The organism is Arthrobacter sp. BI5 (assembly GCF_056680065.1).
In genome coordinates this window covers 2,150,172-2,174,209 of record NZ_CM155264.1, presented here as the reverse complement: position 1 = coordinate 2,174,209, position 24,038 = coordinate 2,150,172, and the positions used below count along the sequence as shown (strand labels likewise).

Sequence of the window (24,038 nt, the reverse complement as noted above, 5' to 3'; positions counted from 1 at the left end):
AGTGAGCACCGAATCAACCGTCATTAAAGTCACCGGCAAGGCTCCGGGGGACAACTACGACGTCGTCGTCGGCCGCGGACTGCTGGCCAACCTGCCGGGCCTGCTGGGGGAGCGCGTCAAGCGCGTCCTCGTCGTCCACCCGCGTGCCCTGCGCCTCACCGGCGACGCCGTCCGGGAGGAGCTGGCCACCGCTGGCTTCACCGCGCTGACGGCCGAGATCCCGGACGCCGAGGAAGGCAAGCACATCGAGGTGGCCTCGTTCTGCTGGCAGGTGCTGGGCCAGAACGACTTCACCCGCTCGGACGCGATCGTCGCCGTCGGCGGGGGAGCGGTGACCGACCTCGCCGGCTTCGTCGCTGCCACCTGGCTGCGTGGTGTCAAGGTCATCCACATGCCGACCAGCCTGCTGGGCATGGTGGACGCGGCCGTCGGCGGCAAGACCGGCATCAACACCGCCGAAGGCAAGAACCTGGTGGGCGTGTTCCACCCGCCGGCCGGCGTTCTCGCTGACCTGGACACGCTGGACACGCTGCCGAAGAACGAAATGATCTCCGGCATGGCCGAGGTCATCAAGTGCGGCTTCATCGCCGACCCGGCCATCCTTGACCTGATTGAAAAGGACCCCGCCGCGGTGTCCGACCCCCGGTCCGGGGCGGTGCGCGAACTGATCGAACGCGCCATCGCGGTCAAGGCCCGGGTTGTCTCCGAGGACCTCAAGGAAACCGGGCAGCGCGAGATCCTCAACTACGGCCACACCCTGGGCCACGCGATTGAACTCGCCGAACGCTACTCCTGGCGGCACGGCGCCGCGGTTTCGGTGGGCATGATGTTTGCCGCGGAACTGGCCCGCAGCGTCGGACGGCTCAGCGACGCCGACGCCGACCGGCACCGGAGCATCCTCGAAAGCCTCGGCCTGCCCATCACCTACCGGCGCGACCGCTGGCAGGCCCTGCTGGACGGCATGCGGCGGGACAAGAAGTCCCGCGGCGACCTGCTGCGCTTCGTGGTGCTCGACGGCGTTGGACGCCCCGGCATCCTGGACGTCCCGGACACTTCGCTGCTCTTCGCGGCGTACCAGGAGATCGCGTCCTGATGATCAGTGACAGCGGCGGCACCAGCGAGTGGCCGGACGCCGGATTCCCCGGCATCCGGATCAACCCGCAAACCCTCATGCCGCAGGTGGTCAACGGGGAGGCGTGCGCCGAGGCGTTGGCCTCCTCGACGGACCCCACCGACCTGATCTTTGTCCGCCTCGTGGAAGGCCACCCGGGCGAGGCCGCAGAACTGCTCGCCGAGGCCCGGTACAAAGACCCGGACTCGTTCCGGCTGCGGATGTTCGAGGCCGAGGTGCTGCGGGTCTCGCACCGCTTCGACCGCGCCGTGGAACTCTACCGCCAGCTCCTCGCCGACGCGCAGGGCACCCCCGAGGAGGCCGTGGTCCGGCAGCACCTGGGCCGGTCCCACTTTGCGGCCGGCAACATTGCCGCCGCCGTCGAATCTTTCGCCAAGGCCCTGGACCTGCGCGTGGCCGGCTCCGCGGATGCGGCCCTGATCTACTCGTCGACGGTGGCCCTGCAGCGTGCACGGGACGTGCTGGACCTGGCCAGCTAAGGGGCCGTCCGGCAGCGGCCCGGCAAAACCGGTAGAATGGTTTTTGGATTTTTGATAAATACGCGCTGGCGGGCCGGATCGGCATGCCTGCCTGGCATAAGCGGCTGGCGGCTAGTACCAGTCAACTTGAGAAACCTGAGGATATTGTGGCAACCACTAACGACATCAAGAACGGAACCGTGCTGAAGCTTGAGGGCCAGCTTTGGAACATCATCGAGTTCCAGCACGTCAAGCCCGGCAAGGGCGGCGCGTTCGTCCGCACCAAGATGCGCAACGTGATGTCCGGCAAGGTCGTCGACAAGACCTTCAACGCCGGACTCAAAATCGAGACCGCCACGGTTGACCGCCGCGACTACCAGTACCTGTACCAGGACGGCGCCGACTTCGTGTTCATGGACACCTCGGACTTCGACCAGCTGACCGTGTCCGCCGCCACCGTCGGCGACGCCACCAACTTCATGCTCGAAAACCAGATGGTTAACATCGCCATCCACGAAGGCAACCCGCTCTACATCGAACTGCCGCCGAGCGTCGTGCTGGAAATCACCTACACCGAGCCGGGCCTGCAGGGCGACCGCTCCTCCGCGGGCACCAAGCCGGCCACCCTTGAGACCGGCTACGAAATCCAGGTGCCGCTGTTCGTCGAGAACAACACCAAGGTCAAGGTCGACACCCGCGACGGCAGCTACCTTGGCCGGGTCAACGACTAGTGAGCGCACGCGGTAAGGCCCGTAACCGGGCCCTGGATGTTCTCTTCGAGGCGGAGCAACGCTCCACCTCCGCATTCGATGTGCTGCGTTACCGTCGTGAACAGACGGATCAGATCATCAACCCGTACACCCTGGAAATCGTCGAGGGGGTCGTCTCCCACCAGGCCGCGATCGACGAATTCCTCGAAACCTACTCGCAGGGCTGGTCGCTGGAGCGGATGCCCTCCGTGGACCGCATCATCCTGCGGATCGGCACCTGGGAACTGCTCTACAACGACGACGTCCCCGACGGCGTCGCCGTGAGCGAGGCCGTCGCCCTGGCCAAGACGCTCTCCACGGACGAGTCGCCGTCGTTCATCAACGGCCTGCTGGGCCGGCTGCAGCAACTGAAGCCGTCGCTGCTGGCCTAACAACCGGGCGAGCCGGGACAACAACCACAAGGGCCGGTGCCCGCCGCGAGGCGGACACCGGCCCTTGTTGTCGCTGCACTGCGGCCCACGCCCGGGGGTCAGCGCAGCACGGCGTCGCGCAGCGCAACAATCTCAGCGAGCTGCCGCTGCTCGTCGAGCTGGTGCGCCGGCACGTCCCGGCCGCTGAGGATCCGCTGCCGGGTGAAAGCCAGCCGGGTGGCGGCGTGCAGGAATGCCCGCATCTGCGGACCCCGTCCGATCGACCTGGCCCAGCGCAGGGCCGAGCGGCGCCCGGCGGGGGTCGCCAGCATGGCCACCTCCTGGCCAGTGAACCAGCCGGCAGCTGCGTACTCCTGCAGCCGCTGCCGGGTCAGCCGGCGTTCCGCGACGCGCAGGAGCACCACCACGAGGACGGCGAGCAGGAAGAGCGGCACCTGGACCAGGATGTACTGCGCCAGGAAATCCTGGCCCATCGAGTTCCAGCCGCTGTGCAGGGCCATGGCGGGGACCAGGCCCACCGGGAATGCCAGGAGCGTCAGGCCGGAGTGCCAGCGGCGCGCCGCGAAACCCAGGATGAGCCCGGTTGTCCCGGTGAAAATGGCATGCGCGAACGGGGACATCACCCCGCGCAGGAAGAACACCACGGCCAGGTCCGTGCCCGGGGTGCTGGACTCGGCGATCGCGCGGCCGAAGTACAGGATGTTCTCGGTGAAAGCGAAACCGCCGGCAATCGTGAACGCGAAAACGACTCCGTCGACCGGACCGTCGAACTGCCTGCGGGCGAAAAGCAGCAGCAGCAGCAGGCCCAGCGACTTGGCGAATTCCTCCACCACCGGCGCCTGGACCGTGACCGCGAACGTCCGGTAATCCAGCCCCGACGCCGGACCTGCGGCGAGCGAAAAGAACGGCTGGATGAGCATCGTCACCGAAATCGACACGAGCGCGCCCCAGGCGAACGCGAAGAGCAGCAGCCGCTTCGGTTCGGGCTCCCAGCGGTCGATGTAGCGGACCGCCAGCAGGACCGAGCCAAGCGGCAGCAGCGAGGCGATGAAGCCCACGACGAAGCCGCCCGGCCCGGTATTTTCCAGCAAGAACGGGAGCACCAGGAACAGACTCACAAAGGCGAGCACCCCGCCGCCCAGCACCAGCGCCGTCATACCCGCCGAGGCCCGCGGCGGCGGCACCGCCGTGTACGCGGCCCGGTACGCCCCGCCATGCACCGTCCCGGGTCCCGTCCCGTAGCCGGGAGCCGGCCGGTAGTCCTGCGGCCGGACCTGTCCCATCCAGCTGGGGTTAGCCTGCTGCGGTGTCTGGCCGGCCGTCGGCTGCCGGCCCGGGGTGCGGGCGTCCGGCGGAGGATCAAAGCTCGTCATGCCACGAGCCTAAGCTGAAGGCGCCGGGCAGCCGAATATGGACCCACCGGGCAGGGCCGCCGTGTGACGCACACCGCCTTTCCCGGGGCGGGGCGGCGGTGGCCCGTGTGGTAATTTGAAAGGGCAAATGATCCTTTTTTAATTCCGTCCCGTGAGGCGGGGAAAGGGGAGACGAGCGTTGACTTCTGTTCCAGAAGCACCGGTTCCGGCCAAGGTCCAACTCAGCAGGGTTGTCCTCAACCAAGCTGACATCGACCGTGCACTCACTCGTATCGCCCATGAGATTCTCGAGTCCAACAAGGGCTCCCAGGACCTGGTCCTGCTGGGCATCCCGCGGCGGGGCTACCCGCTCGCCGTCCGGCTCGCCGCGAAGATCGCCGCCGCCGACCCCGGCGTGGACCCTGCCGCTATTGTCGGCCAGCTGGATGTGACCATGTTCCGCGACGACCTTTCGCACCAGCCGACCAGGCCGCCGTATCCCACCCAGTTACCCCGCACCGGGATCGACAACAAAGTAGTGGTGCTCATTGACGACGTGCTCTACTCCGGCCGCACCATCCGCGCCGCGCTGGACGCGATCATTGACTTGGGCCGCCCCCGGATCGTCCGGCTGGCCGTCCTGATCGATCGGGGCCACCGGGAGCTGCCCATCCGCGCGGACCATGTCGGCAAGAACCTCCCCACCTCTTCCGCGGAGAAAGTCCGCGTCCGGCTCGAGGAAACCGATTCCGCCGGCGGCGAAGCCGTGAACGAAGTCGTCATCGAGGCCACCGCATGAAGCACCTGCTCTCCACCGAGGACCTCAGCTACGCCAACGCCATCCGCATCCTCGACACCGCCGAAGAGATGGCCGCGGTGGGGGAGCGCGAGGTCAAGAAGCTCCCGGCACTGCGCGGCCGCACCGTGGTCAACCTCTTCTTCGAGGACTCCACCCGCACCCGCATCTCCTTCGAGGCGGCCGCCAAGCGGCTCTCCGCGGACGTGATCAACTTTGCCGCGAAAGGTTCCTCCGTCTCCAAGGGCGAATCCCTCAAGGACACGGCCCAGACGCTTGCCGCCATGGGCGCCGACGCCGTCGTCATCCGGCACTGGGCCTCCGGCGCCCCGCACCGGCTGGCGGCGACCGACTGGATCGACGCCGCCGTCATCAACGCCGGCGACGGCACCCACGAACACCCCACCCAGGCTCTGCTGGACGCGTTCACGATGCGCCGGCACTGGTCACAGCTCGCCGGCACGCCCTCCGCCGGGGCGGACCTGCGGGGCATGCGCGTCGCGATCGCCGGCGACGTACTGCACTCCCGGGTGGCCCGCTCCAACGTCTGGCTGCTGCGCACCCTCGGGGCGGAAGTCACCCTCGTGGCGCCGCCCACGCTGCTGCCGGTCGGCGTCGAGGCCTGGCCCTGCACGGTCAGTTACGACCTTGACGAGACCCTGGCCCGGGGCGTGGACGCGATGATGATGCTCCGCGTGCAGGGCGAGCGGATGAACGCCTCGTTCTTCCCCACCACCCGCGAATACTCACGCCGCTGGGGCTTCGACGACAACCGCCTCCGCGCCCTCGACAGCCTGGGCCTGAAGGACACCATCATCATGCACCCGGGCCCGATGAACCGCGGGCTGGAAATTTCCTCGGCCGCCGCCGACTCGCCCCGCTCCACCGTGCTCGCACAGGTGCGCAACGGCGTGTCCATCCGGATGGCCGCCCTCTACCTGCTGCTCTCGGGGGACACCCGCGAACCAGCAAACTCCACCGCCGCCTACTCCAAGGAGAGCCACTGATGGCATCACAACAACAGGACACAGGCAGCGCCGGCGCCTACCTCATCCGGGGTGCTGCCATCCTCGGCGGACCCGCTGAAGATCTGCTGATCCGCGACGGCGTCATCGCCGAACGCGGCCAGGACCTCGACGGCAAGGACGCAACGGTCATCGACGCGGCGGGCCTCGTCGCCCTGCCCGGCATGGTCGATATCCACACCCACCTGCGCGAACCCGGCCGCGAAGATGCCGAAACCGTCGAGACCGGCACCCGCGCCGCGGCCCTGGGCGGCTACACCGCCGTGCACGCGATGGCCAACAGCACCCCCGTCGCGGACACCGCCGGCGTCGTCGAACAGGTCTTCAGCCTGGGCCGCACGGCCGGCTGGGTGGACGTGCGTCCGGTCGGCGCCGTCACCGTCGGCCTGGCCGGGGAGCAACTCGCCGAACTCGGCGCCATGGCGGACTCCCGCGCCCGGGTCCGGGTCTTCTCCGACGACGGCGTCTGCGTCAGCGACCCCGTGCTGATGCGCCGTGCCCTGGAATACGTCAAGGCGTTCGACGGCGTCGTCGCCCAGCACGCGCAGGAGCCCCGGCTCACCGCCGGCGCGCAGATGAACGAGGGAGAGGTCTCCGCCGTGCTCGGCCTCGCCGGCTGGCCGGCCGTCGCCGAGGAAAGCATCATTGCCCGCGACGTGCTGCTCGCCCAGCACGTCGGATCCCGGCTGCACGTCTGCCACGTGTCCACCGCGGGCTCCGTGGAGATCGTGCGCTGGGCCAAGTCGCGCGGCATCAACGTCACCGCTGAGGTCACGCCGCACCACCTCTGGCTGACCGACGAGCTGGTCCGCAGCTACGACCCGGTCTACAAGGTCAACCCGCCGCTGCGCACCGACGAGGACGTCCAGGCCCTGCGCGCCGCGTTGGCGGACGGCACGATCGACGTCGTCGGTACCGACCACGCCCCGCACCCCAGCGAACACAAGGAATGCGAGTGGGCGCAGGCGGCCATGGGCATGACCGGTCTGGAAACGGCCCTGTCGGTGGTGCAGCACACCATGATCGAAACCGGCCTGATGGACTGGGCCGACTTTGCCCGCGTTACCTCCACCACGCCCGCCGCGATCGGCCGGTTGGCGGACCAGGGCCGGCCGCTCGAGGCCGGCGAACCCGCCAACGTCACACTCGTGGACCCGGCTGCACGCTGGAGAGTGGATCCTTCTAAGATGGCAACCATGGGCCGTAACTCTCCGTTTGCCGGCCGGGAACTCCCGGGCAAGGTGGTGGCCACCTTCTTCAAGGGTCACCCGACCGTCCTGAACGGGGAACTCAACACCCCGTACCGGTGGCTCCCCGATGCCCCCGATACGGCTGCGGCGGTCCGGCACTGATGGTCAAGGAACTCTCCCTGCTGTTGACGCTGGTCCTGATTGGGGTCGCGCTGGTCCTGATCTGGATCGGCTGGCGCAACCGGCTGCGCCGGCAGGCCGGTGTCGAGCCGCTCCCGGCCGTCCCCGCAGAACTCGGGGGACCGCTGGCCGCCGCAGACGGCCAGTACGTCGCCTCCACCACCGCCGGGGACTGGCTGGACCGGATCGCCGTCCACCAACTGGGCCTGCGCACCAACGCCGAACTCAGCGTCCACCCCGAAGGCGTGCTGTTTGACCGCTCCGGCGCCGCACCCGTGTTTATCCCGGCCGCCAGCCTCACCGGCGTCCGGCAGGAAAGCGGCATGGCCGGGAAGTTCGTCGAAAAGGACGGACTCCTGGTGCTCAGCTGGATGCTCGGCGCCAAGGAGCTGGACACCGGCTTCCGCACCCGCCGTGCCGGGGACAAGGCCCTGCTCCTGTCCACCCTCAACGATTTGATCTCCGCAGCCCCTCAGGCAGAAGCCGATAGTGGAAAGTAACAACGTGACTGACCCCCAACTGACAGCCTCCACCCCCGCCGTGCTCGTGCTCGAGGACGGCCGGATCTTCCGCGGCCGCAGCTACGGCGCCACCGGCACAGCCCTCGGCGAAGCAGTCTTCGCGACCGGCATGACCGGCTACCAGGAGACCATCACCGACCCGTCCTACGCCCGGCAGCTCGTGGTGCAGACCGCGCCGCACATCGGCAACACCGGCGTGAACAAGGACGACGCCGAGTCCCGCCGGATCTGGGTGGCCGGCTACATCGTCCGCGACGCCGCCCGCCGCGCATCCAACTGGCGCTCGGAACGGACCCTGGACGAGGAACTGACCGACCAGGGCATCGTCGGAATCCAGGGCGTCGACACCCGCGCCATCACCCGGCACCTCCGCGAGCACAAAACCATGCGCGCCGGGATCTTCTCCGGCGACGCCGCCGGCGCCACGGACAAGGAACTCGTTGACGCCGTGCTGGCCAGCGCACCGATGGAAGGCTCCCGGCTCGCCGAGGAAGTCAGCGTCGAGACGGCGTACACGGTCGAGCCCGCCGACTGGGGCTGGGACGGCGAGCCGCGGTTCAGCATCGCCGCCATCGACCTTGGCATCAAGCGGATGACCCCGATCCGCTTCGCCGAACGCGGCGTCCGGGTCCACGTGCTGCCCGCCACCGCCACCCTCGAGGACATCAAGGCCGTCAACCCGGACGGCGTGTTCATGTCCAACGGCCCCGGCGACCCCGCCACCGCCGACAGTCAGGTGAACCTGCTGCGCTCCGTGCTGGACGCCAAGCTGCCCTACTTCGGCATCTGCTTCGGCAACCAGATCCTGGGCCGCGCCCTCGGCTTCGGCACCTACAAGCTCCGCTACGGCCACCGCGGCATCAACCAGCCCGTCATGGACCGCCGCACCGGCAAGGTCGAAATCACCTCGCAAAACCACGGCTTCGCCGTCGACGCCCCGCTCGAAGGCGCCACCCAGGCCCCGGAAGAGCGCTTCGGCCGCGTCGAGGTCAGCCACATCAGCCTCAACGACGACGTCGTCGAGGGCCTGTCCTGCCTCGACATTCCCGCCTTCTCCGTGCAGTACCACCCGGAAGCGGCCTCCGGCCCGCACGACGCCGCGTACCTCTTCGACCGCTTCATCGAACTGATGGCGGACACCAAGAACGCTGACACCAAGACTGCCACCGACTCCAAGACTGAGGACAAGAAGTAATGCCCAAGAGAACTGACCTTAAGAGCGTCCTGGTCATCGGTTCCGGCCCGATCGTGATCGGCCAGGCGGCCGAATTCGACTACTCCGGCACCCAGGCACTGCGCGTCCTCAAGGACGAAGGCCTGCGCGTCATCCTCGTCAACTCCAACCCGGCCACCATCATGACCGACCCGGAGTTCGCCGACGCCACCTACATCGAACCGATCACCCCCGAGGTCGTCGAGAAGATCATCGCCAAGGAACGCCCCGACGCGATCCTGCCCACCCTGGGCGGCCAGACGGCGCTCAACACCGCCATCGCGCTGGACAAGAACGGTGTGCTGGAGAAGTACAACGTGGAACTGATCGGCGCCAATATCGCCGCGATCGAGCTCGGCGAGGACCGCGAGAAGTTCAAGGGCGTCGTGGAGCGGTGCGGCGCCGAATCCGCGCGCAGCCACATCATCCACACCATGGACGAGGCCCTCACCGCCGCCCAGGACCTGGGCTACCCGATGGTGGTCCGGCCCTCCTTCACCATGGGCGGACTCGGCTCCGGCCTGGCCTACAACGAGAATGACCTGCGCCGGATCGTCGGCCAGGGCCTGCAGTACAGCCCCACGTCCGAGGTGCTGCTCGAAGAGAGCATCCTCGGCTGGAAAGAATACGAACTCGAAATGATGCGGGACAAAAACGACAACGTCGTGGTGGTCTGCTCCATCGAGAACTTCGACCCGGTGGGCGTGCACACCGGCGACTCCATCACCGTCGCCCCGGCCCTGACCCTGACGGACCGCGAGTACCAGCGGCTGCGGGACATCTCGATCGCCGTCATCCGCGAAGTCGGCGTCGACACCGGCGGCTGCAACATCCAGTTCGCCGTGGAGCCGGACACCGGCCGTGTGGTGGTGATCGAGATGAACCCCCGCGTCTCCCGCTCCTCGGCCCTGGCGTCCAAGGCCACCGGCTTCGCGATCGCCAAGATCGCCACCAAGCTCTCGCTCGGCTACACCCTGGACGAGATCCCGAACGACATCACGCAGAAGACGCCGGCCTCCTTCGAGCCGACCCTGGACTACGTCGTCGTCAAGGTCCCGCGCTTCGCCTTCGAGAAGTTCCCCGCCGCGGACTCCACCCTGACCACCACCATGAAGTCGGTGGGCGAGGCCATGGCCATGGGCCGGAACTTCACCGAGGCGCTGCAGAAGGCGCTGCGGTCCCTGGAACAGAAGGGTTCCCAGCTGGACTTCGGTCCGGTCCCGGAATGGGAAGTCGCCGAACTGATCGAGAAGGCCAAGCGCCCCAGCACCGAACGCCTGCACCAGGTCCAGCGCGCGCTGCTCGGCGGCGCCACCGTGGAACAGCTGTTCGAGGCCACCAAGATCGACCCCTGGTACCTGGACCAGCTCCAGCTCCTGAACGAGATCTCGCAGGAAATCCGGCACTCCACCGCCCTGACCCAGGAGATGCTGCAGCGGGCCAAGCGGCACGGCTTCTCCGACGCGCAGATCGGCGCGCTGACGCACAACTCCGAGGACGTCGTCCGCGGCGTCCGGCAGGCCCTCGGCATCCGCCCGGTCTACAAGACGGTGGACACCTGCGCCGCCGAATTCGCCGCGTACACGCCCTACCACTACTCCTCCTATGACGAGGAGGACGAGGTGGCGCTGCACGCCAAGCCGTCCATCATCATCCTCGGCTCCGGGCCGAACCGGATCGGCCAGGGCATTGAATTCGACTACTCCTGCGTGCACGCCTCGATGGCGCTGCGCAAGGCCGGCTACGAGACCGTGATGGTCAACTGCAACCCGGAGACCGTCTCCACCGACTACGACGTCTCCACCCGGCTCTACTTCGAACCGCTCACCCTCGAGGACGTCCTCGAGGTCATCGCCGCCGAAGAGCGCACCGGCGGGGTAATGGGCGTGTTCGTCCAGCTCGGCGGCCAGACCCCGCTCAAGCTCGCCCAGCAGCTCGCCGACGCCGGCGTGCCGATCCTTGGCACCTCCCCGGAGGCCATCGACCTGGCCGAGCACCGCGGCGCCTTCTCCCGGGTGCTCGACGAGGCCGGGCTGATCTCACCGAAGAACGGCACCGCCGTCTCCTTCGAGGACGCGAAGAAGATCGCGGACGAGATCGGCTACCCGGTCCTGGTCCGCCCCTCCTACGTGCTCGGCGGGCGCGGCATGGAAATCGTCTACGACGAGCCGAACCTCTCCCGCTACATCGCCAACGCCACCGAAATCACCCCGGACCACCCGGTGCTGATCGACCGCTTCCTCGAGGACGCCGTCGAGATCGACGTCGACGCCCTCTTCGACGGCAAGGACATGTACCTCGGCGGCATCATGGAGCACATCGAGGAAGCCGGCATCCACTCCGGCGACTCCGCCTGCGTGCTGCCGCCCATCACGCTGGGCAACAACGTGATCGACCGGGTCCGGACCGCCACCCGGGCCATCGCCGAAGGCGTCGGCGTCCGCGGCCTGATCAACATCCAGTTCGCCCTCGCCTCCGACGTGCTCTACGTCCTCGAAGCCAACCCCCGCGCTTCCCGCACCGTGCCGTTCGTCTCCAAGGCCACCGGCGTGCAGATGGCCAAGGCCGCGGCCCTGATCGGCACCGGCGTCACCATCAACCAGCTGCGCACCGCCTACAAGATGCTGCCCGAGTCCGGCGACGGTTCCACGCTGCCGCTGGATGCCCCGGTGGCGGTCAAGGAAGCGGTGCTGCCGTTCAGCCGCTTCCGCACCCTGGAGGGCAAGGTTGTGGACTCCCTGCTGGGCCCGGAAATGCGCTCCACCGGCGAGGTGATGGGCATCGACAAGCACTTCGACACGGCGTTCGCCAAGAGCCAGGCCGCGGCCAACAACGCGCTGCCTACCGAGGGCAAGGTGTTCGTCTCCGTGGCCAACCGGGACAAGCGCGCGGTCATCATGGCCGTCAAGCGCCTCTCGGACCTCGGCTTCGAAATCGTCTCCACCGGCGGCACCGCCGACGTGCTGCGCCGCAACGGCCTGCAGGCCACCACGGTCCGCAAGGTCGCCGAGGGCTCCAGTGCCGAGGGCGAGGGCACGATTGCGGACCTGATCGTCGCCGGCGAAATCGACATGGTCTTCAACACCCCCTCCGGCGGGGAGGCCCGCGGTGACGGCTACGAGATCCGCGCCGCCGCCACGTCGATCGGCATTCCGTGCATCACCACGGTGGCCGAGTTCAACGCCGCCGTCCAGGCCATCGAGGCGATGCGGACCTACGAGTGGTCCGTCACCAGCCTGCAGGAGCACGCCGCGGCCCTCGCGGAGTCGCAGCAGCGCGTCGCCCAGGAGCGCGCCACGCAGGTTGCCGCCGCGACGACGGTGTCCCAGCATGCCTGAGGCTGCCGCCGCTGATACGCCCGGCCGGGAGTCATTCGGCTCCCGGCTGGGCCGCGCCATGGCGGAGCGCGGACCGCTCTGCGTCGGCATCGACCCGCACCCGTCGCTGCTGCAGCGCTGGGGCCTGGACGACGACGTCGCCGGGCTGGAGCGCTTCTCGCTCACCGTGCTGGAGGCCGTGGCGTCGCTCGCTGCCGCGGTGAAGCCGCAGGTGGCGCTCTATGAGCGCCACGGCTCGGCCGGCATGGCCGTGCTGGAACGCACCCTCGCGGCGGCCGCTGAGGCGGGCGTGCTCAGCATCGCGGACGCCAAACGCGGCGACATCGGCTCCACCATGGCCGCGTACGCCGACGCCTGGCTGCGCGACGGCTCGGCGCTGGCCGCGGACTCGGTGACGCTGAGCCCGTACCTGGGCTTTGAGTCGCTCCGGCCGGCCTTGGACCTCGCGGCGCAGTCCGGCCGCGGCGTCTTCGTCCTGGCCCTCACCTCCAACCCCGAGGGAGCCTCCGTGCAGCACGTCGGGGGAGCGGACTCCGTAGCCCGGCGGATTGTCCGTGCCGCCGCCGCGGAGAACGCACGGTATGCCGGGGACCTCGGCTCCGTCGGGCTCGTCGTCGGCGCCACTGTCGGCACCGCGCTGACCGACCTGGACCTGGACCTCGCGGCGGTCCGCGGCCCCATCCTCGCACCGGGCCTGGGGGCCCAGGGAGCGACGGCTGCGGACCTGCGCCGCACCTTCGGCGGAGCCTACGGCCAGGTGCTGGGCACCTCGAGCCGGGACATCCTGGCAGCCGGTCCGCAGCCGGCCGCCCTGCGCGACGCCGCCCGGCGCACACTGGACGACCTCCGCGCGGCATAGGTGGTCCGCCCTGGCCATCCACCTCGGCGGAAAGGCGCTTGTGGGCCGGCATTGCGGGTTTGCTGCGTCGTTTGGTCAGAGAAGGCCGCTACGGACCGGGTATTGCGGCCATCTCTGGCAAACCGATGGCGCCGGCTGTCCCGTCAGGCCGCGCTGGGGAACGTCCGCGGCCCCAGCTGCGCTGATTCGTCGCAGATGGCCGCCAACGACTCGGTATTGCGGCCATCTCTGGCGAACGGTTGGCGCCGCGTAGGGGCTGGCCCGTTGCCTTGGCTCTGCCGATTGGTCGCAGAAGGCCGCTATGGACTTGGCATTCCGGCCATTTGTGGCAAACGGCCGGCGCCACACCGCCAATCCGCCCCGCAGCCACACGACCGACACCGTGGGGCCGCCCCGCAACCCCACGTCCACCGCTTGGCCAAAAAAGCGTCAGCATTAGGTTTTGCGCCGGAGGCGATCCATTGCTTTCCGCCGACTTCAGACTGTAAGTTCAGGACAAGTCCGCGGTACCAGCCGGGGTGCTGTGTGCGGCCCGTCTCACGGTCACGTCTGACCAGGCCGCTTGCGTGGTCTCGGCTGACAATGCAGGGAGGACCTCAGTGAGCTTGCGACCCCTCACGCCGCAGGAGCGTGCCGACGCCCTGCACAAGGCCGCCGCGGCCCGGGTGGCCAGGGCAGGGGCCAAGGAGAAGCTGAAGTCGGGGCAACTGACCATCGCGGAGCTGCTCAGCGCCGGGGAGAGGGACGAGGCGATCGCCCGGATGCGGGTGGTCGAGCTGCTGGAGGCGCTGCCGGGGATCGGGCACGTGCGGGCCGCGGCCATCATGGAGCGGCTCGGCATCGCCGCGTCCCGGCGGGTGCGGGGACTGGGAATCCACCAGCGCCGGGCGCTGGTAGATTTTATAGACAAGAAATAGCTTGGCCCGCCGAGCTTCCACCACCGCCCAAAGGAATACGTGAGCAAGAAACCCGGACTGACAGTCCTCGCCGGTCCGACGGCTGTCGGCAAAGGCACCGTGTCCACCTATATTCGGGACAACTATCCCGAAGTCTGGCTTTCGGTATCGGCAACCACCCGCCCGCCGCGGCCTGGTGAGATCGATGGGGTGCACTACTACTTCAAATCCAAGGAAGAGTTCGAGGCCCTCATCGCAGCAGGGGAACTGCTGGAATGGGCCGTGGTACACGGGCAGAATACGTACGGCACCCTCAAGAGCACAGTGGACGCGGCCATTGCCGAGGGCCGCTCGGTACTTTTGGAAATCGATCTGCAGGGCGCACGCCAGGTGAAACAAGCCGTTCCGGACGCGCAGTTCGTCTTCCTCGCCCCGCCAAGCTGGGAAGAATTGGTCCGCCGCTTGGTGGGCCGCGGCACGGAATCCGCCGAGGAACAGCAGCGGCGGCTGGAAACCGGTAAAGTAGAACTAGCCGCTGAACCGGAGTTCGATCACACAGTCATCAATGATGACGTACGTCGGGCAGCGGATGAGCTTGTTTCACTCATGGGGCTAACGCCGCACCCGCACTAACCGCAGGGTCGGATTGGCCCGTTAGAATTTGGAGAATTCGTGTCCACGAACCTTGAAGGCATCATCAACCCGCCGATCGACGAGCTGCTGAAGGCTGCCGATTCGAAGTACGGACTGGTGATTTTCGGTGCCAAGCGCGCCCGGCAGATCAACGCTTACTACGCCCAGCTGCACGAGGGCCTGTTCGAGTACGTCGGCCCGCTGGTTGACACCAAGCTGAACGAAAAGTCGCTTTCCATCGCCCTGCGCGAAATCAACGAAGGCAAGCTCGTTTCCACGCCGATCGAAGCCGCCGCAGAGTAATAACTCTGCTGCCTGACGGAGGTCACGTGCGCATAGTCCTCGGAGTCGGGGGAGGGATTGCCGCCTACAAGGTGGCATCACTCCTCCGGCTTTTTACTGAAGCCGGCCATGACGTCACCGTCATTCCCACCGAGGCCGCCACCCGGTTCGTCGGCGTGGCCACCTGGGAGGCCCTCTCCGGGCACCCGGTGAGCAATAGCGTTTTCGATGAGGTGCACACTGTCAACCACGTCCGGCTCGGCCACGAGGCGGAACTGATCGTAGTGGCCCCGGCCACGGCGGACCTGCTGGCCCGTGCCGCCACCGGCCAGGCCAACGATCTGCTGACCAACACGCTGCTGATGGCAGGCGGCCCGGTGCTGATGGCCCCGGCGATGCACACGGAAATGTGGCGCCACCCGGCAACCCAGGCCAACGTGGAAACCTTGCGCAGCCGCGGCGTCACCGTGCTCGAACCTGCCACCGGCCGCTTGACCGGTGCGGACTCCGGTCCGGGCCGGCTGCCCGAACCCGAGGCTATTTTTGCCGCCGCGCTGGCCTTGGCCGGCGCCCCCGCGGTGCCCAACACCCCCGACCTGTCGGCGTCGGACGCGGAACTTCCGGCTGCGGCCGCGCACCGGCCGCTGGCCGGCCTCACCGTGACCATCAGCGCCGGCGGCACCCGCGAACCCCTGGACCCGGTCCGTTTCCTGGGCAACCGGTCCTCCGGCAAGCAGGGCGTGGCGCTGGCCGAAGCGGCCCGCGAGGCCGGCGCCTGGGTCCGGCTGCTGGCAGCGCACATGGACGTACCGGCGCCCGCCGGCGTCGAGGTGGTCCGGGTTGAGACCGCGCTGGAACTGCGCAAGGCGGCGCTGCACGCCGCAGCCGATTCCGACGTCGTCATCATGGCCGCCGCCGTGGCCGACTTCCGTCCGGCCGACGTGTCCGGGACCAAGATTAAAAAACGCGACGACGTCGCCGACCCGGTGATTTCACTGGTCCGCAATCCCGACATTCTGCGCGAACTCGTCGAAATCCGTGACGCCGCCTCCCGGAACCAGCTGATTGTCGGCTTCGCGGCCGAGACCGGCGACGCCGACGGGGACGTCCTGGAATACGCCGCGGCCAAGCTGCGCCGCAAGGCCTGCGACCTGCTGGTGGTCAACCAGGTGGGACAGGACCAGGTCTTTGGCCAGGACAGCAACTCCGTAGTCATCCTTGCGCGGTCCGGCTCCGAACCCCAAGAGGCGTCGGGTTCCAAATCCGACGTCGCGGCTGCCGTCATTGACCGCATCAGCGCCGAGTTGAGCCGGGTTGTTCCGCCCGCTTGAGCGCTGGCGTAATCAAGGTCTCCTTCGCAGGGGGACACACGCCGCAGGACGCCCGTTTCCCAACCAGTAAGGTAGTTGAGTGACTTTACCGCTGCACATCCCAGACTTCCACGGGTCCACGCCCGCCTCGCTCCGGCTTTTCACGTCCGAGTCGGTGACCGAAGGACACCCCGACAAGATCTGTGACCAGATCAGCGATTCGATCCTTGACGCCCTGCTCACCAAGGACCCGGAGTCCCGCGTCGCCGTCGAGACCCTGGCCACCACCGGCCTGGTCCACGTGGCCGGCGAAGTCACCACGGACGCCTACGTCGAAATCCCGCAGATTGTCCGCGAGACCATCCTCGGAATCGGCTACGACTCGTCCGCGAACGGTTTCGACGGCGCCCGCTGCGGCGTGTCCGTCTCTATCGGCCAGCAGTCCAACGACATCGCCGGGGGAGTCTTCAACTCCCTCGAAGCGCGCGAAGGCCGCCAGGAAGACGACTACGACCTCCAGGGCGCCGGCGACCAGGGCATCATGTTCGGCTACGCCAGCGACGAAACCCCCTCCTACATGCCGGTCCCGATCTGGCTGGCGCACCGGCTCTCCGAGCGCCTCACCGAGGTGCGCAAGTCCGGCCAGCTCGGCTACCTGCGCCCCGACGGCAAGACACAGGTCACCGTGGGCTACGACGGCGACCGCCCGGTCTCGGTCGAGACCGTCGTGATCTCCAGCCAGCACGCCGAAGGCGCCAGCCTCGACCAGCTCCGCGCCGACCTCGCCGAGCACGTCGTGAACCCGGTGATGGCGCTGTCCAACCTGGACACCTCCCGGTCACGGAACATCCTCAACCCGGCCGGCGCCTTCGTGATCGGCGGCCCGGTGGGTGACGCCGGCCTGACCGGCCGCAAGATCATTGTCGACACCTACGGCGGGATGGCCCGGCACGGCGGCGGCGCCTTCTCCGGCAAGGATCCGTCCAAGGTGGACCGTTCGGCCGCCTACGCGATGCGCTGGGTGGCGAAGAACGTGGTGGCCGCAGGCCTCGCGAAGCGCGCCGAAATCCAGATCGCGTACGCGATCGGCCAGGCCCGCCCGGTGGGGACCTACGTGGAAACGTTCGGCACCGAGACCGTGGACCCGGCCCGGATCAGCGACGCGATCGCCGAGATCTTTGACCTGCGCCCGCGCGCCATCATCGACGCGCTTGACCTCAAGCGCCCGATCTACGCCAAGACCGCCGCGCACGGCCACTTCGGCCGCGAGGAACCGGACTTCACCTGGGAGCGCCTGGACCGGGTGGACGAGCTGAAGGCCTTCTTCAACGCCTAGGAACCGGCCCTGCCGCTGAAGATCCTGGCTCCTGAAGGTCACAGCTCTTGAATGTCCGAGCTCCTGAATGTCACACCTCTGTGATGTGCTGTAGCCAGGCCGCCGAACGGCGGCCTGGCTACAGTCTTTAAGGCGATTGCTTCAGTCGGCTGCTGTTAAGCGGCTGCCGGCCGGATTGCCGTTGTTTTGTTTGACCCGACCAGCCGCTGAAGGAGGCGATCGCCGTGAGCCCAGTCCGTAACGGTGCCGCCGTGCCGGACGAGCCGCTCCAGCTCTCGCTGCTGCAGGGTTTCCCTGCTGCTGCGGCTGCCGCGGGGCCGGCCCTTGCCTCGGAGTTGCCGGTGGCGCGGGTGCTGCTGGAGTCGTCGCTCCCGCACCTGGACCGGCCGTTCGACTACAGCGTTCCGGCGGACCTCGATGCTGCGGCCCGCCCCGGCGTGCGGGTCAAGGTGAAATTCAGCGGCCAGGAACTCGGCGGATTCCTGCTCGAACGCACGGCCGCGTCCGACGCCGGCCACCCGCTGGTCCCGTTGTACAAGGTGGTGTCGCCGGTTCCGGTACTCACCTCCGAAGTGGCCGAACTGGCCGGGCGGGTGGCGGCGCGCTACGCCGGAACCGTCAGCGACGTCTTGCGCGTCGCCGTCCCGCCACGCATGGCCAAAATGGAAAAGGAGTTCGCGCCGGCCGGCCGGCTCGACGCTGCCCTGTTCGCCGCCGACGGCGACGCCGGGGCAGAGCTGCCTGCTGCCCCTCCGTCCGGCTGGGCGGAGTATCACAACGGCCCGGCTTTCCTGCAGCACCTGGGCGGTGGCGAATCGCCGCACGCCGTGCTGAGCGCGTTGCAGGGTTTCGGCCCCGGCAGCTGGCCCCGGATGATTGCCGAGGCCGTAGCCGCCGTCCGCCGCTCCGGCCGTGGCGCCGTCGTCGTCGTTCCGGACTACCGCGACCTGGACCGGGTAGAGGCGGCCCTGCTGGAGCTCCTGCCGGCCGGGGACGTGGCCCGGCTCACCGCCGATGACGGCCCCACCCCGCGGTACCGCAGCTTCCTGCGGGTCCTCAGCGGCGCCGCCGGAGTCGCTGTCGGCACCCGTTCCGCCGCTTACGCGCCGGTGCAGAAGCTGGGGCTGGTGGTGTGCTGGGACGACGGCGACGATCTGCACATCGAGCAGCGTTCACCGTACGCCCACGCCCGTGAGGTCCTGTTGCTCCGGGCGGCGCACGAGGGGGCTGCCTGCCTGCTCGCCGGACACAGCCGCAGCACGGAGACGCAGCGGCTGGTGGAGTCCGGCTGGGCCCGGCCGGTCGAAGCGCAGCGCGCCGTGATGCGCCGCACTGTCCCGCGCGTGCTCAACACCGCGGACAGTTACGAGCAGGAGCGCGACCCGCTGGCCCGGATCGCACGGCTTCCCGGCGCCGCGTGGCGGGCGGCGAAGGAGGGCCTCGAGCGGGGCCCGGTCCTGGTGCAGGTGGCGCGCGCCGGGTACGCGCCGTCGCTGGCCTGCGAACGCTGCCGCGAACCGGCACGCTGCACCGCGTGCAACGGTCCGCTGGCGATCACGGGGCCTGCCGGCAGCGCGGCGGTGCCGGTCTGCCGGTGGTGTTCCGCGGCCGCTCCGGACTGGCGCTGTGTGCACTGTGATGGGGTCCGGCTTCGGCGGGGTGCCACCGGGGCGCTGCGGACCGCCGAGGAATTGGGCCGGGCGTTTCCGGGCAAGCCGGTGGTCACCTCTTCCGGTGACCGGGTTCTGGCCACGGTGCCGGACGCTAAAGCCCTCGTCGTGGCGACCGTCGGCGCCGAGCCGGTGGCAGCGGGCGGGTACGCCGCGGCGCTGCTGCTCGACGGCGACACCCTGCTGCGCCGCGAAAACCTTCGGGCCGGTGAGGACGCCGTGCGGCGCTGGTTCAATGCGGCCGCCCTGGTCCGTCCCGCGGCCGAGGGCGGCCTGGTCGTCATCACCGCGGAGGACACCGCCGGCGTCGGTGCGCTGCTGCGGTGGGACCCCGCCGGGTACGCCGGCCGCGAGCTTGCCCTGCGGCAGGAGCTGTCGCTGCCGCCGGCCGTCCGGATCGCGTCCGTCACGGGCGGCAGGACCGCCGTCGGGCACTTTACCCAGGCCGTCGAGCAGGCACTGGCGAAACAAGGCATTGTGCTGCGGCAGGCGGGACCTGCGCCGTTGCCGGGCGCCGGCGGGGCCGGGGCTGGCGCCGTGCCGTCGGCGGCGGCGTCTGCTTCGGCTGCGGAGCGGCGCGGTGGCGAGGACGTCCGGACGCTGCTGTTCATTCCGTACGCCCAGGCCACCGACGCGACGAAAGCGATGCGTGCGGTCAAGGCCGCGGCTGCCGCAAAGCGCACCGACGATCCGGTGCAGGTGCGGCTCGACGGCGTCGACGTGCTCTAGCGGCGCTTGCGCGCGCGCAGCGCCAGGGCCTCCTCGGCGGCGGCCAGCAACCTGCGTGCGGAGGCGTCCCAGCTGAACTCGGCGGCGCGCTGCACGGAACGGCTGGAGCGGTTCTTCCAGAGTTCCGGCTCCTCCAGTTCGCGTACCGCGGCGGCAAACGCGGACGGGGAGTCCGGATCGACGTAGCTGACCGCGTCACCGCCCACCTCGCGGAAAATCGGAATGTCGCTGGCGATCACCGGCGTGCCGTGCGACATCGCCTCCACCAGGGGCAGGCCGTAGCCCTCCGCCTTGGAAAGGCTGACCAGGGCGGTGGTGCGCGCCAGCAACTCCTCGTACTCGGCGTCCGTCACGCCGTTGTGGAACACGATGCTGGCGCCCGCCGGGGCCAGCGCCTCCAGCTCGGCCCGGCGTTCGGGCGTGATCCGGCTCAGCAGGTGCAGGGTCATCCCCGGCAGGCCGGCCATACCCCGGACCATCGTTTCGACATTCTTGTAGGGCATGAAGGAACCCATGTAAAGGAGCGTCTTGTCGGCGCCGGCACCCGGGTCCCGCGGCGTGAGCCCGGGCTGCGGGGCGTTCCCGACAATCCGGACCGGTCGCTTCGTCAGGCGGTACTTCGCCATCAGGGCCTCGGTGGTGGAGCTGATGGTCGCGACGACGTCGGCCCGGTTCAGCAGCACCCGCTGCGGCCAGAACGCCTTGTGGTAGAGCCGCCAGAGGACCCGGACCGGGGCCGGGAGGAATCCGGGAGGTGCCGGGTGTTCGTAGTAGATCAGGTCGTGCAGGGTCAGGACCAGGGCGTACTTCCGGCCCCAGCTGCCCATCGTCTGCATCGGGCACACCACGACGTCGGCCCCCAGCGGGTTGACCTTGGCCGCCACGAACAACTCGGCCGGTGAGAGCGGGCTGTTGATCAGGGTGTACGGTACGTCCGGCAGCAGGGCCAGCTGGCGGGTGTCGCTGATCAGCATCGAGACGTCCGCGATCTTGGCGGTGGCGGCGATGAGGCTGGCGCCGTAGCGGCTGATGCCGTCGTGGTGGTCAAGCCTGGTGAAGCGGGCGTCAATGAGGATTTTCACGCGGCGTGGTCCTTCAGGAAGCGGCGGATGAAGCCCGCGGCGGGTTCCGGGGTTTCGTAATGGATGAGGTGCCCGACGCCGGGAATGACTTCGAGGGTTCCGTCCGGCAGCAGCGGGAGCAGCTTGTGCTGGTCGGGGAGGGTGGCGATCTCGTCTTTCTCGCCGGCGACGAGCAATACCGGCAGGGCAAGCCGCGGAGCCACCTCCGCGACGTTGCTGCTGACCGAGGCCTTGAAGGCTTCCAGGAGGCTGTCACGGTCGGCGAAAGCGGAGAAGTAGGCGCTGTGCTGGGCGTGGACGAACCGCCGCAGCGCCTTGTCCTTGGTCTTGGCCATGGTCTCGCTCATCACCCGGACGATCAGTTGGTTGCGCAGCAGCGCGTTTCCGAGTCCGCGGGGGAGCCGGGCGGCCGCCTCGTAGTACAGCACAGCCGCTTTGGTCATGAGCCCTTTGGGCCCTTCCAGCGCCGGCGCGGCGATGGGGTTGATCAGTACCAGTTCGGCGACGGCGCCGGGGTGGTCCGCGACGAAATGGCTGGCGATGATCGATCCGAAGGAGTGCCCCAGTAAAACGGTTTCCGGGCCCAGTCCGAGGGCCGCCATGAAGTCCCTGATGAAGCGGCCGTAGCCGCCGACGCTGTGCCCGCCGGCGGGGAACGCGGCGGAGACGCCGAATCCCGGGAGGTCAGGCATGATGAGGCGCATTTCGGGTAATTGGTCCACCACTCGGAGCAGGCCGTGGTGGTCGCCGCGGAAGCCGTGGATCACGAGGATCGTCCGGGTCGCGGCGGTTTCACGGACCGGTTCGTAGCTCCAGTAAGCGATCCGGGTGCCGTTCAGGTCCACCACGGAAGCGCTGCTGCGGGTGTCGAGTTCGACGCTGAGCAGCGGAGACGGGGGAGAGGGCTCGGTGGCCACGTGTTCCATTCGTTATGGGTCCTAGTTGACGTCGTCGGGGTTGGATCCGGTGCGGACCCCCCGGTCCAGGCCGGTGAGGGCTTCAAGGTCCGCGGAGCCGAGGCTGAACCCGAAGATGTCGTGGTTTTCGCGGATCCGGGCGTACGAGCTGGCCTTGGGGATCACCACGTTGCCCAGTTCCAGGTGCCAGCGCAGGATCACCTGCGCTGCGGTGCGGCGGTGGGCCGCGGCGAGCTCCAGCACTACCGGATCCTGCAGGACCTGGCCCCGCCCCAACGGGCTCCAGGCCTCGGTGGTGATGCCCAGTGAGGCGTGCAGGGACCGCAGTTCGGCCTGCTGCAGCCAGGGATGCAGCTCGATCTGGTTGACCGCGGGCACTACCTCCGCGGTCTGCAGCAGCCGGTCCAGATGGGCGGGCTGGAAGTTGGACACCCCGATGGCGCGGACCTTTCCCTCCCGGTACAGCGTCTCTAGGGCGCGATAGCTCTCCGGGAAGAGCCCGCGCCGGGCGCACGGCCAGTGGATCAGGTAGAGATCCACGTACTCCAGTCCCAGCTTGGCGATGGAGGTGTCGAAGGCCCGCAGCGTCGCATCGTAGCCCTGGTCGTCATTCCAGAGCTTGGTGGTCACGAAGATGTCCTGCCGGGCAAGGGCGGGGTGCAGCTCGCCGGAGCCGCCGGCGGAGCCGTCGAAGGCGGACAGCGCGCCGATCGCGCGTCCCACGCCCGGTTCGTTCCCGTACATCGCGGCAGTGTCGAAGTGCCGGTAACCGGCCTCCAGCGCCATCGTCACGAGCCCGGCGGCGTCGGCGGGCGGAACCTTGTAGAGCCCGAACCCGAGGCGGTCCATCATCACACCGTTGTTCAGGGTCACCCGGGGGGAGAGTCTCATAGCAACGACTCTACCCATTCCGGCGTCCCGGGCGGTGGCGCCCGGCCGTTAGGACAGGCCCTCGGAACTGACCAGACGCCGCGCGCTGGCTTCGTCGAGGATGAGGTCGGTGGCCAGGCCAGCGGCCAGCGCGCCGCGAAGCCCGTTGATCTTGGACGCGCCGGAGACCACGCAGATCCGGCGCCGGACCTGTCGGAGCTGTGCCAGATCCGGGCCGGTGGAGCGTTCATTGAGCGTGATGCCGTCGGAGGAACCGTCGGCGCGGAAGAACACGGTGGCCACGTCGCCGACGACGTCGGACTCCGCCAGCACACTCAGGTCGTCCTCGTCCAGATAGCCGCCGGCGTAGACGTGGCTGGGGTAGTCGGCGTCGACCGATCCCACCCCGAAAATGGCGATGCTCATCCGGGACTGCAGCTGCAGGATGCGTTGAACACTGCGTTCATTCCACATGGCCTTCTTGGTCGCGGCGTGGTCGAAGAACGCAGGGACCGGGAACTGTTCCACCCGGGCGCCATAGGCGCTGCCGAACCGGCGCATGATGTCCGAGGCGTAGGTAATGCCCGTAGTCTGCATGTTTCCGGCGCCGTTGAGCTGGACGATGATGCTGTCGTGCGTGATCTTCCGGGTCAGGTGCCGGCTGACCGCGCTCAGGGTGGAACCCCACGCCACCCCGATGATGGCGTTCGAGTCCACGAGGGGGCCGATGGTGCGCGCCGCCTGCATCGCCACCCGGTCCAGCGTCTCCGCCTCATTGAGGGTGTCCACGACCGGAACGACGTGAACGTCGACCTTGTATTGGGCGCGGATCATGCTGGCGAGCTCGGGTCCGGTGTCCAGCGGGCTGCGGATCTGGATCTGCACCAGGCCGGATTCGCGGGCAGCCGAGAGCAGCCGGGAGACGGTCGAGCGGGAGGTGCGGAGCTCCCGGGCGATGGCGTCCATCGTCAGGTCCTGCAAGTAATACAACTGGGCGGCGCGGAGGGCGTCGGACGGGCGGGTTGGTGACATTCCAGATCCGTTCTGCACGTTTGTGCATAGTGCTTGACTCCATTTTCCATTAGTCCAAAGAATAGTGTTGAACGGC

At 68.6% G+C, this 24,038-nt stretch carries 22 protein-coding genes; 17 read left to right on the top strand and 5 right to left on the bottom strand.

Translation table 11 applies throughout. The features are described from left to right. The first annotated feature begins 1 nt into the window (after position 1). The 4 genes from aroB (at position 2) to nusB (ending at position 2,731) form a co-directional block, all read left to right on the top strand. Positions 2 to 1,093 (top strand): 3-dehydroquinate synthase, encoded by a 1,092-nt coding sequence (aroB, locus tag AC1MED_RS09845; protein WP_479783148.1) that lies wholly within the window; start codon positions 2 to 4, stop codon positions 1,091 to 1,093. Continuing rightward, positions 1,093 to 1,611, top strand: a complete 519-nt coding sequence (locus tag AC1MED_RS09840) for a tetratricopeptide repeat protein (protein WP_346960170.1) — start codon at positions 1,093 to 1,095, stop codon at positions 1,609 to 1,611. Before aroB ends, AC1MED_RS09840 begins: the two co-directional genes overlap by 1 nt. Positions 1,612 to 1,757: 146 nt before the next feature. Beyond that, positions 1,758 to 2,321: an elongation factor P gene (efp, locus tag AC1MED_RS09835; RefSeq protein WP_018773146.1), complete on the top strand. Its 564-nt coding sequence runs from the start codon at positions 1,758 to 1,760 to the stop codon at positions 2,319 to 2,321. Next, the gene (nusB, locus tag AC1MED_RS09830) at positions 2,321 to 2,731 is read left to right on the top strand and encodes a transcription antitermination factor NusB (protein ID WP_479783147.1); all 411 of its coding nucleotides are present in this window, start codon (positions 2,321 to 2,323) and stop codon (positions 2,729 to 2,731) included. Before efp ends, nusB begins: the two co-directional genes overlap by 1 nt. A 98-nt stretch (positions 2,732 to 2,829) precedes the next feature. Here the strand turns inward: nusB and AC1MED_RS09825 are convergent, their stop codons facing one another. Then, positions 2,830 to 4,104 (bottom strand): PrsW family intramembrane metalloprotease, encoded by a 1,275-nt coding sequence (locus AC1MED_RS09825; RefSeq protein WP_479783146.1) that lies wholly within the window; start codon positions 4,102 to 4,104, stop codon positions 2,830 to 2,832. A gap of 178 nt (positions 4,105 to 4,282) precedes the next feature. On the opposite strand from AC1MED_RS09825, the gene pyrR reads away from it, so the two are divergent. The 13 genes from pyrR to AC1MED_RS09760 all read left to right on the top strand — a co-directional run bounded on the left by pyrR (position 4,283) and on the right by AC1MED_RS09760 (position 20,061). Beyond that, entirely contained in the window at positions 4,283 to 4,882 is a 600-nt protein-coding gene (pyrR, locus tag AC1MED_RS09820) for a bifunctional pyr operon transcriptional regulator/uracil phosphoribosyltransferase PyrR (protein WP_479783145.1), read from the top strand. Further along, complete coding sequence (locus AC1MED_RS09815; RefSeq protein WP_479783144.1) at positions 4,879 to 5,886, top strand: aspartate carbamoyltransferase catalytic subunit; 1,008 nt, start codon at positions 4,879 to 4,881, stop codon at positions 5,884 to 5,886. The genes pyrR and AC1MED_RS09815 overlap by 4 nt, the downstream gene beginning before the upstream one ends. Continuing rightward, a complete protein-coding gene (locus AC1MED_RS09810) occupies positions 5,886 to 7,256 on the top strand; it encodes a dihydroorotase (protein WP_479783142.1) in 1,371 nt (456 codons plus the stop codon). The genes AC1MED_RS09815 and AC1MED_RS09810 overlap by 1 nt, the downstream gene beginning before the upstream one ends. Beyond that, positions 7,256 to 7,774, top strand: a complete 519-nt coding sequence (locus AC1MED_RS09805) for a PH-like domain-containing protein (RefSeq protein ID WP_346960174.1) — start codon at positions 7,256 to 7,258, stop codon at positions 7,772 to 7,774. The genes AC1MED_RS09810 and AC1MED_RS09805 overlap by 1 nt, the downstream gene beginning before the upstream one ends. Positions 7,775 to 7,778: 4 nt before the next feature. Continuing rightward, positions 7,779 to 8,990 carry a glutamine-hydrolyzing carbamoyl-phosphate synthase small subunit gene (gene carA / locus AC1MED_RS09800; protein ID WP_479783141.1) on the top strand — a complete coding sequence of 404 codons (1,212 nt, stop codon included), beginning with the start codon at positions 7,779 to 7,781 and terminating at the stop codon, positions 8,988 to 8,990. After that, entirely contained in the window at positions 8,990 to 12,346 is a 3,357-nt protein-coding gene (gene carB / locus AC1MED_RS09795) for a carbamoyl-phosphate synthase large subunit (protein WP_479783140.1), read from the top strand. Before carA ends, carB begins: the two co-directional genes overlap by 1 nt. After that, the gene (gene pyrF, locus AC1MED_RS09790) at positions 12,339 to 13,205 is read left to right on the top strand and encodes an orotidine-5'-phosphate decarboxylase (protein WP_479783139.1); all 867 of its coding nucleotides are present in this window, start codon (positions 12,339 to 12,341) and stop codon (positions 13,203 to 13,205) included. The genes carB and pyrF overlap by 8 nt, the downstream gene beginning before the upstream one ends. A 599-nt stretch (positions 13,206 to 13,804) precedes the next feature. Then, a complete protein-coding gene (gene mihF, locus AC1MED_RS09785) occupies positions 13,805 to 14,122 on the top strand; it encodes an integration host factor, actinobacterial type (protein ID WP_346960178.1) in 318 nt (105 codons plus the stop codon). A 39-nt stretch (positions 14,123 to 14,161) separates the two neighbouring features. Further along, positions 14,162 to 14,734: a guanylate kinase gene (gene gmk / locus AC1MED_RS09780; RefSeq protein WP_346960179.1), complete on the top strand. Its 573-nt coding sequence runs from the start codon at positions 14,162 to 14,164 to the stop codon at positions 14,732 to 14,734. A 39-nt stretch (positions 14,735 to 14,773) separates the two neighbouring features. Beyond that, complete coding sequence (gene rpoZ / locus AC1MED_RS09775) at positions 14,774 to 15,037, top strand: DNA-directed RNA polymerase subunit omega (protein WP_138769242.1); 264 nt, start codon at positions 14,774 to 14,776, stop codon at positions 15,035 to 15,037. A gap of 26 nt (positions 15,038 to 15,063) precedes the next feature. After that, positions 15,064 to 16,347 carry a bifunctional phosphopantothenoylcysteine decarboxylase/phosphopantothenate synthase gene (locus AC1MED_RS09770; protein WP_479783138.1) on the top strand — a complete coding sequence of 428 codons (1,284 nt, stop codon included), beginning with the start codon at positions 15,064 to 15,066 and terminating at the stop codon, positions 16,345 to 16,347. A gap of 79 nt (positions 16,348 to 16,426) precedes the next feature. Then, a complete protein-coding gene (metK, locus tag AC1MED_RS09765; protein ID WP_346960181.1) occupies positions 16,427 to 17,662 on the top strand; it encodes a methionine adenosyltransferase in 1,236 nt (411 codons plus the stop codon). Between the two features lie 224 nt (positions 17,663 to 17,886). Further along, entirely contained in the window at positions 17,887 to 20,061 is a 2,175-nt protein-coding gene (locus AC1MED_RS09760; RefSeq protein WP_479783137.1) for a primosomal protein N', read from the top strand. Here the strand turns inward: AC1MED_RS09760 and AC1MED_RS09755 are convergent. From AC1MED_RS09755 to AC1MED_RS09740, 4 genes are read right to left on the bottom strand one after another with little or no spacing between them, the layout of a single operon-like run. Continuing rightward, positions 20,058 to 21,143, bottom strand: coding sequence for a glycosyltransferase family 4 protein (locus AC1MED_RS09755; RefSeq protein ID WP_346960183.1), 1,086 nt, complete (start codon positions 21,141 to 21,143; stop codon positions 20,058 to 20,060). The two genes, AC1MED_RS09760 and AC1MED_RS09755, sit on opposite strands and share 4 nt — an antisense overlap. After that, positions 21,140 to 22,069 carry an alpha/beta fold hydrolase gene (locus AC1MED_RS09750; RefSeq protein WP_479783136.1) on the bottom strand — a complete coding sequence of 310 codons (930 nt, stop codon included), beginning with the start codon at positions 22,067 to 22,069 and terminating at the stop codon, positions 21,140 to 21,142. Before AC1MED_RS09750 ends, AC1MED_RS09755 begins: the two co-directional genes overlap by 4 nt. Before the next feature lie 12 nt (positions 22,070 to 22,081). Then, complete coding sequence (locus AC1MED_RS09745) at positions 22,082 to 22,951, bottom strand: aldo/keto reductase (RefSeq protein WP_479783135.1); 870 nt, start codon at positions 22,949 to 22,951, stop codon at positions 22,082 to 22,084. A gap of 48 nt (positions 22,952 to 22,999) precedes the next feature. Further along, the gene (locus AC1MED_RS09740) at positions 23,000 to 23,962 is read right to left on the bottom strand and encodes a sugar-binding transcriptional regulator (protein ID WP_346960186.1); all 963 of its coding nucleotides are present in this window, start codon (positions 23,960 to 23,962) and stop codon (positions 23,000 to 23,002) included. Between the last annotated feature and the right edge of the window lie 76 nt (positions 23,963 to 24,038).

Coding starts and splice junctions, on each gene's coding strand:
- AC1MED_RS09740 (WP_346960186.1), bottom strand. CDS start 23,962: ATGTCACCAACCCGCCCGTCCGACGCCCTCCGCGCCGCCCAGTTGTAT.
- AC1MED_RS09840 (WP_346960170.1), top strand. CDS start 1,093: ATGATCAGTGACAGCGGCGGCACCAGCGAGTGGCCGGACGCCGGATTC.
- pyrF (WP_479783139.1), top strand. CDS start 12,339: ATGCCTGAGGCTGCCGCCGCTGATACGCCCGGCCGGGAGTCATTCGGC.
- AC1MED_RS09815 (WP_479783144.1), top strand. CDS start 4,879: ATGAAGCACCTGCTCTCCACCGAGGACCTCAGCTACGCCAACGCCATC.
- AC1MED_RS09805 (WP_346960174.1), top strand. CDS start 7,256: ATGGTCAAGGAACTCTCCCTGCTGTTGACGCTGGTCCTGATTGGGGTC.
- AC1MED_RS09810 (WP_479783142.1), top strand. CDS start 5,886: ATGGCATCACAACAACAGGACACAGGCAGCGCCGGCGCCTACCTCATC.
- AC1MED_RS09750 (WP_479783136.1), bottom strand. CDS start 22,069: ATGGAACACGTGGCCACCGAGCCCTCTCCCCCGTCTCCGCTGCTCAGC.
- carB (WP_479783140.1), top strand. CDS start 8,990: ATGCCCAAGAGAACTGACCTTAAGAGCGTCCTGGTCATCGGTTCCGGC.
- AC1MED_RS09825 (WP_479783146.1), bottom strand. CDS start 4,104: ATGACGAGCTTTGATCCTCCGCCGGACGCCCGCACCCCGGGCCGGCAG.
- AC1MED_RS09745 (WP_479783135.1), bottom strand. CDS start 22,951: ATGAGACTCTCCCCCCGGGTGACCCTGAACAACGGTGTGATGATGGAC.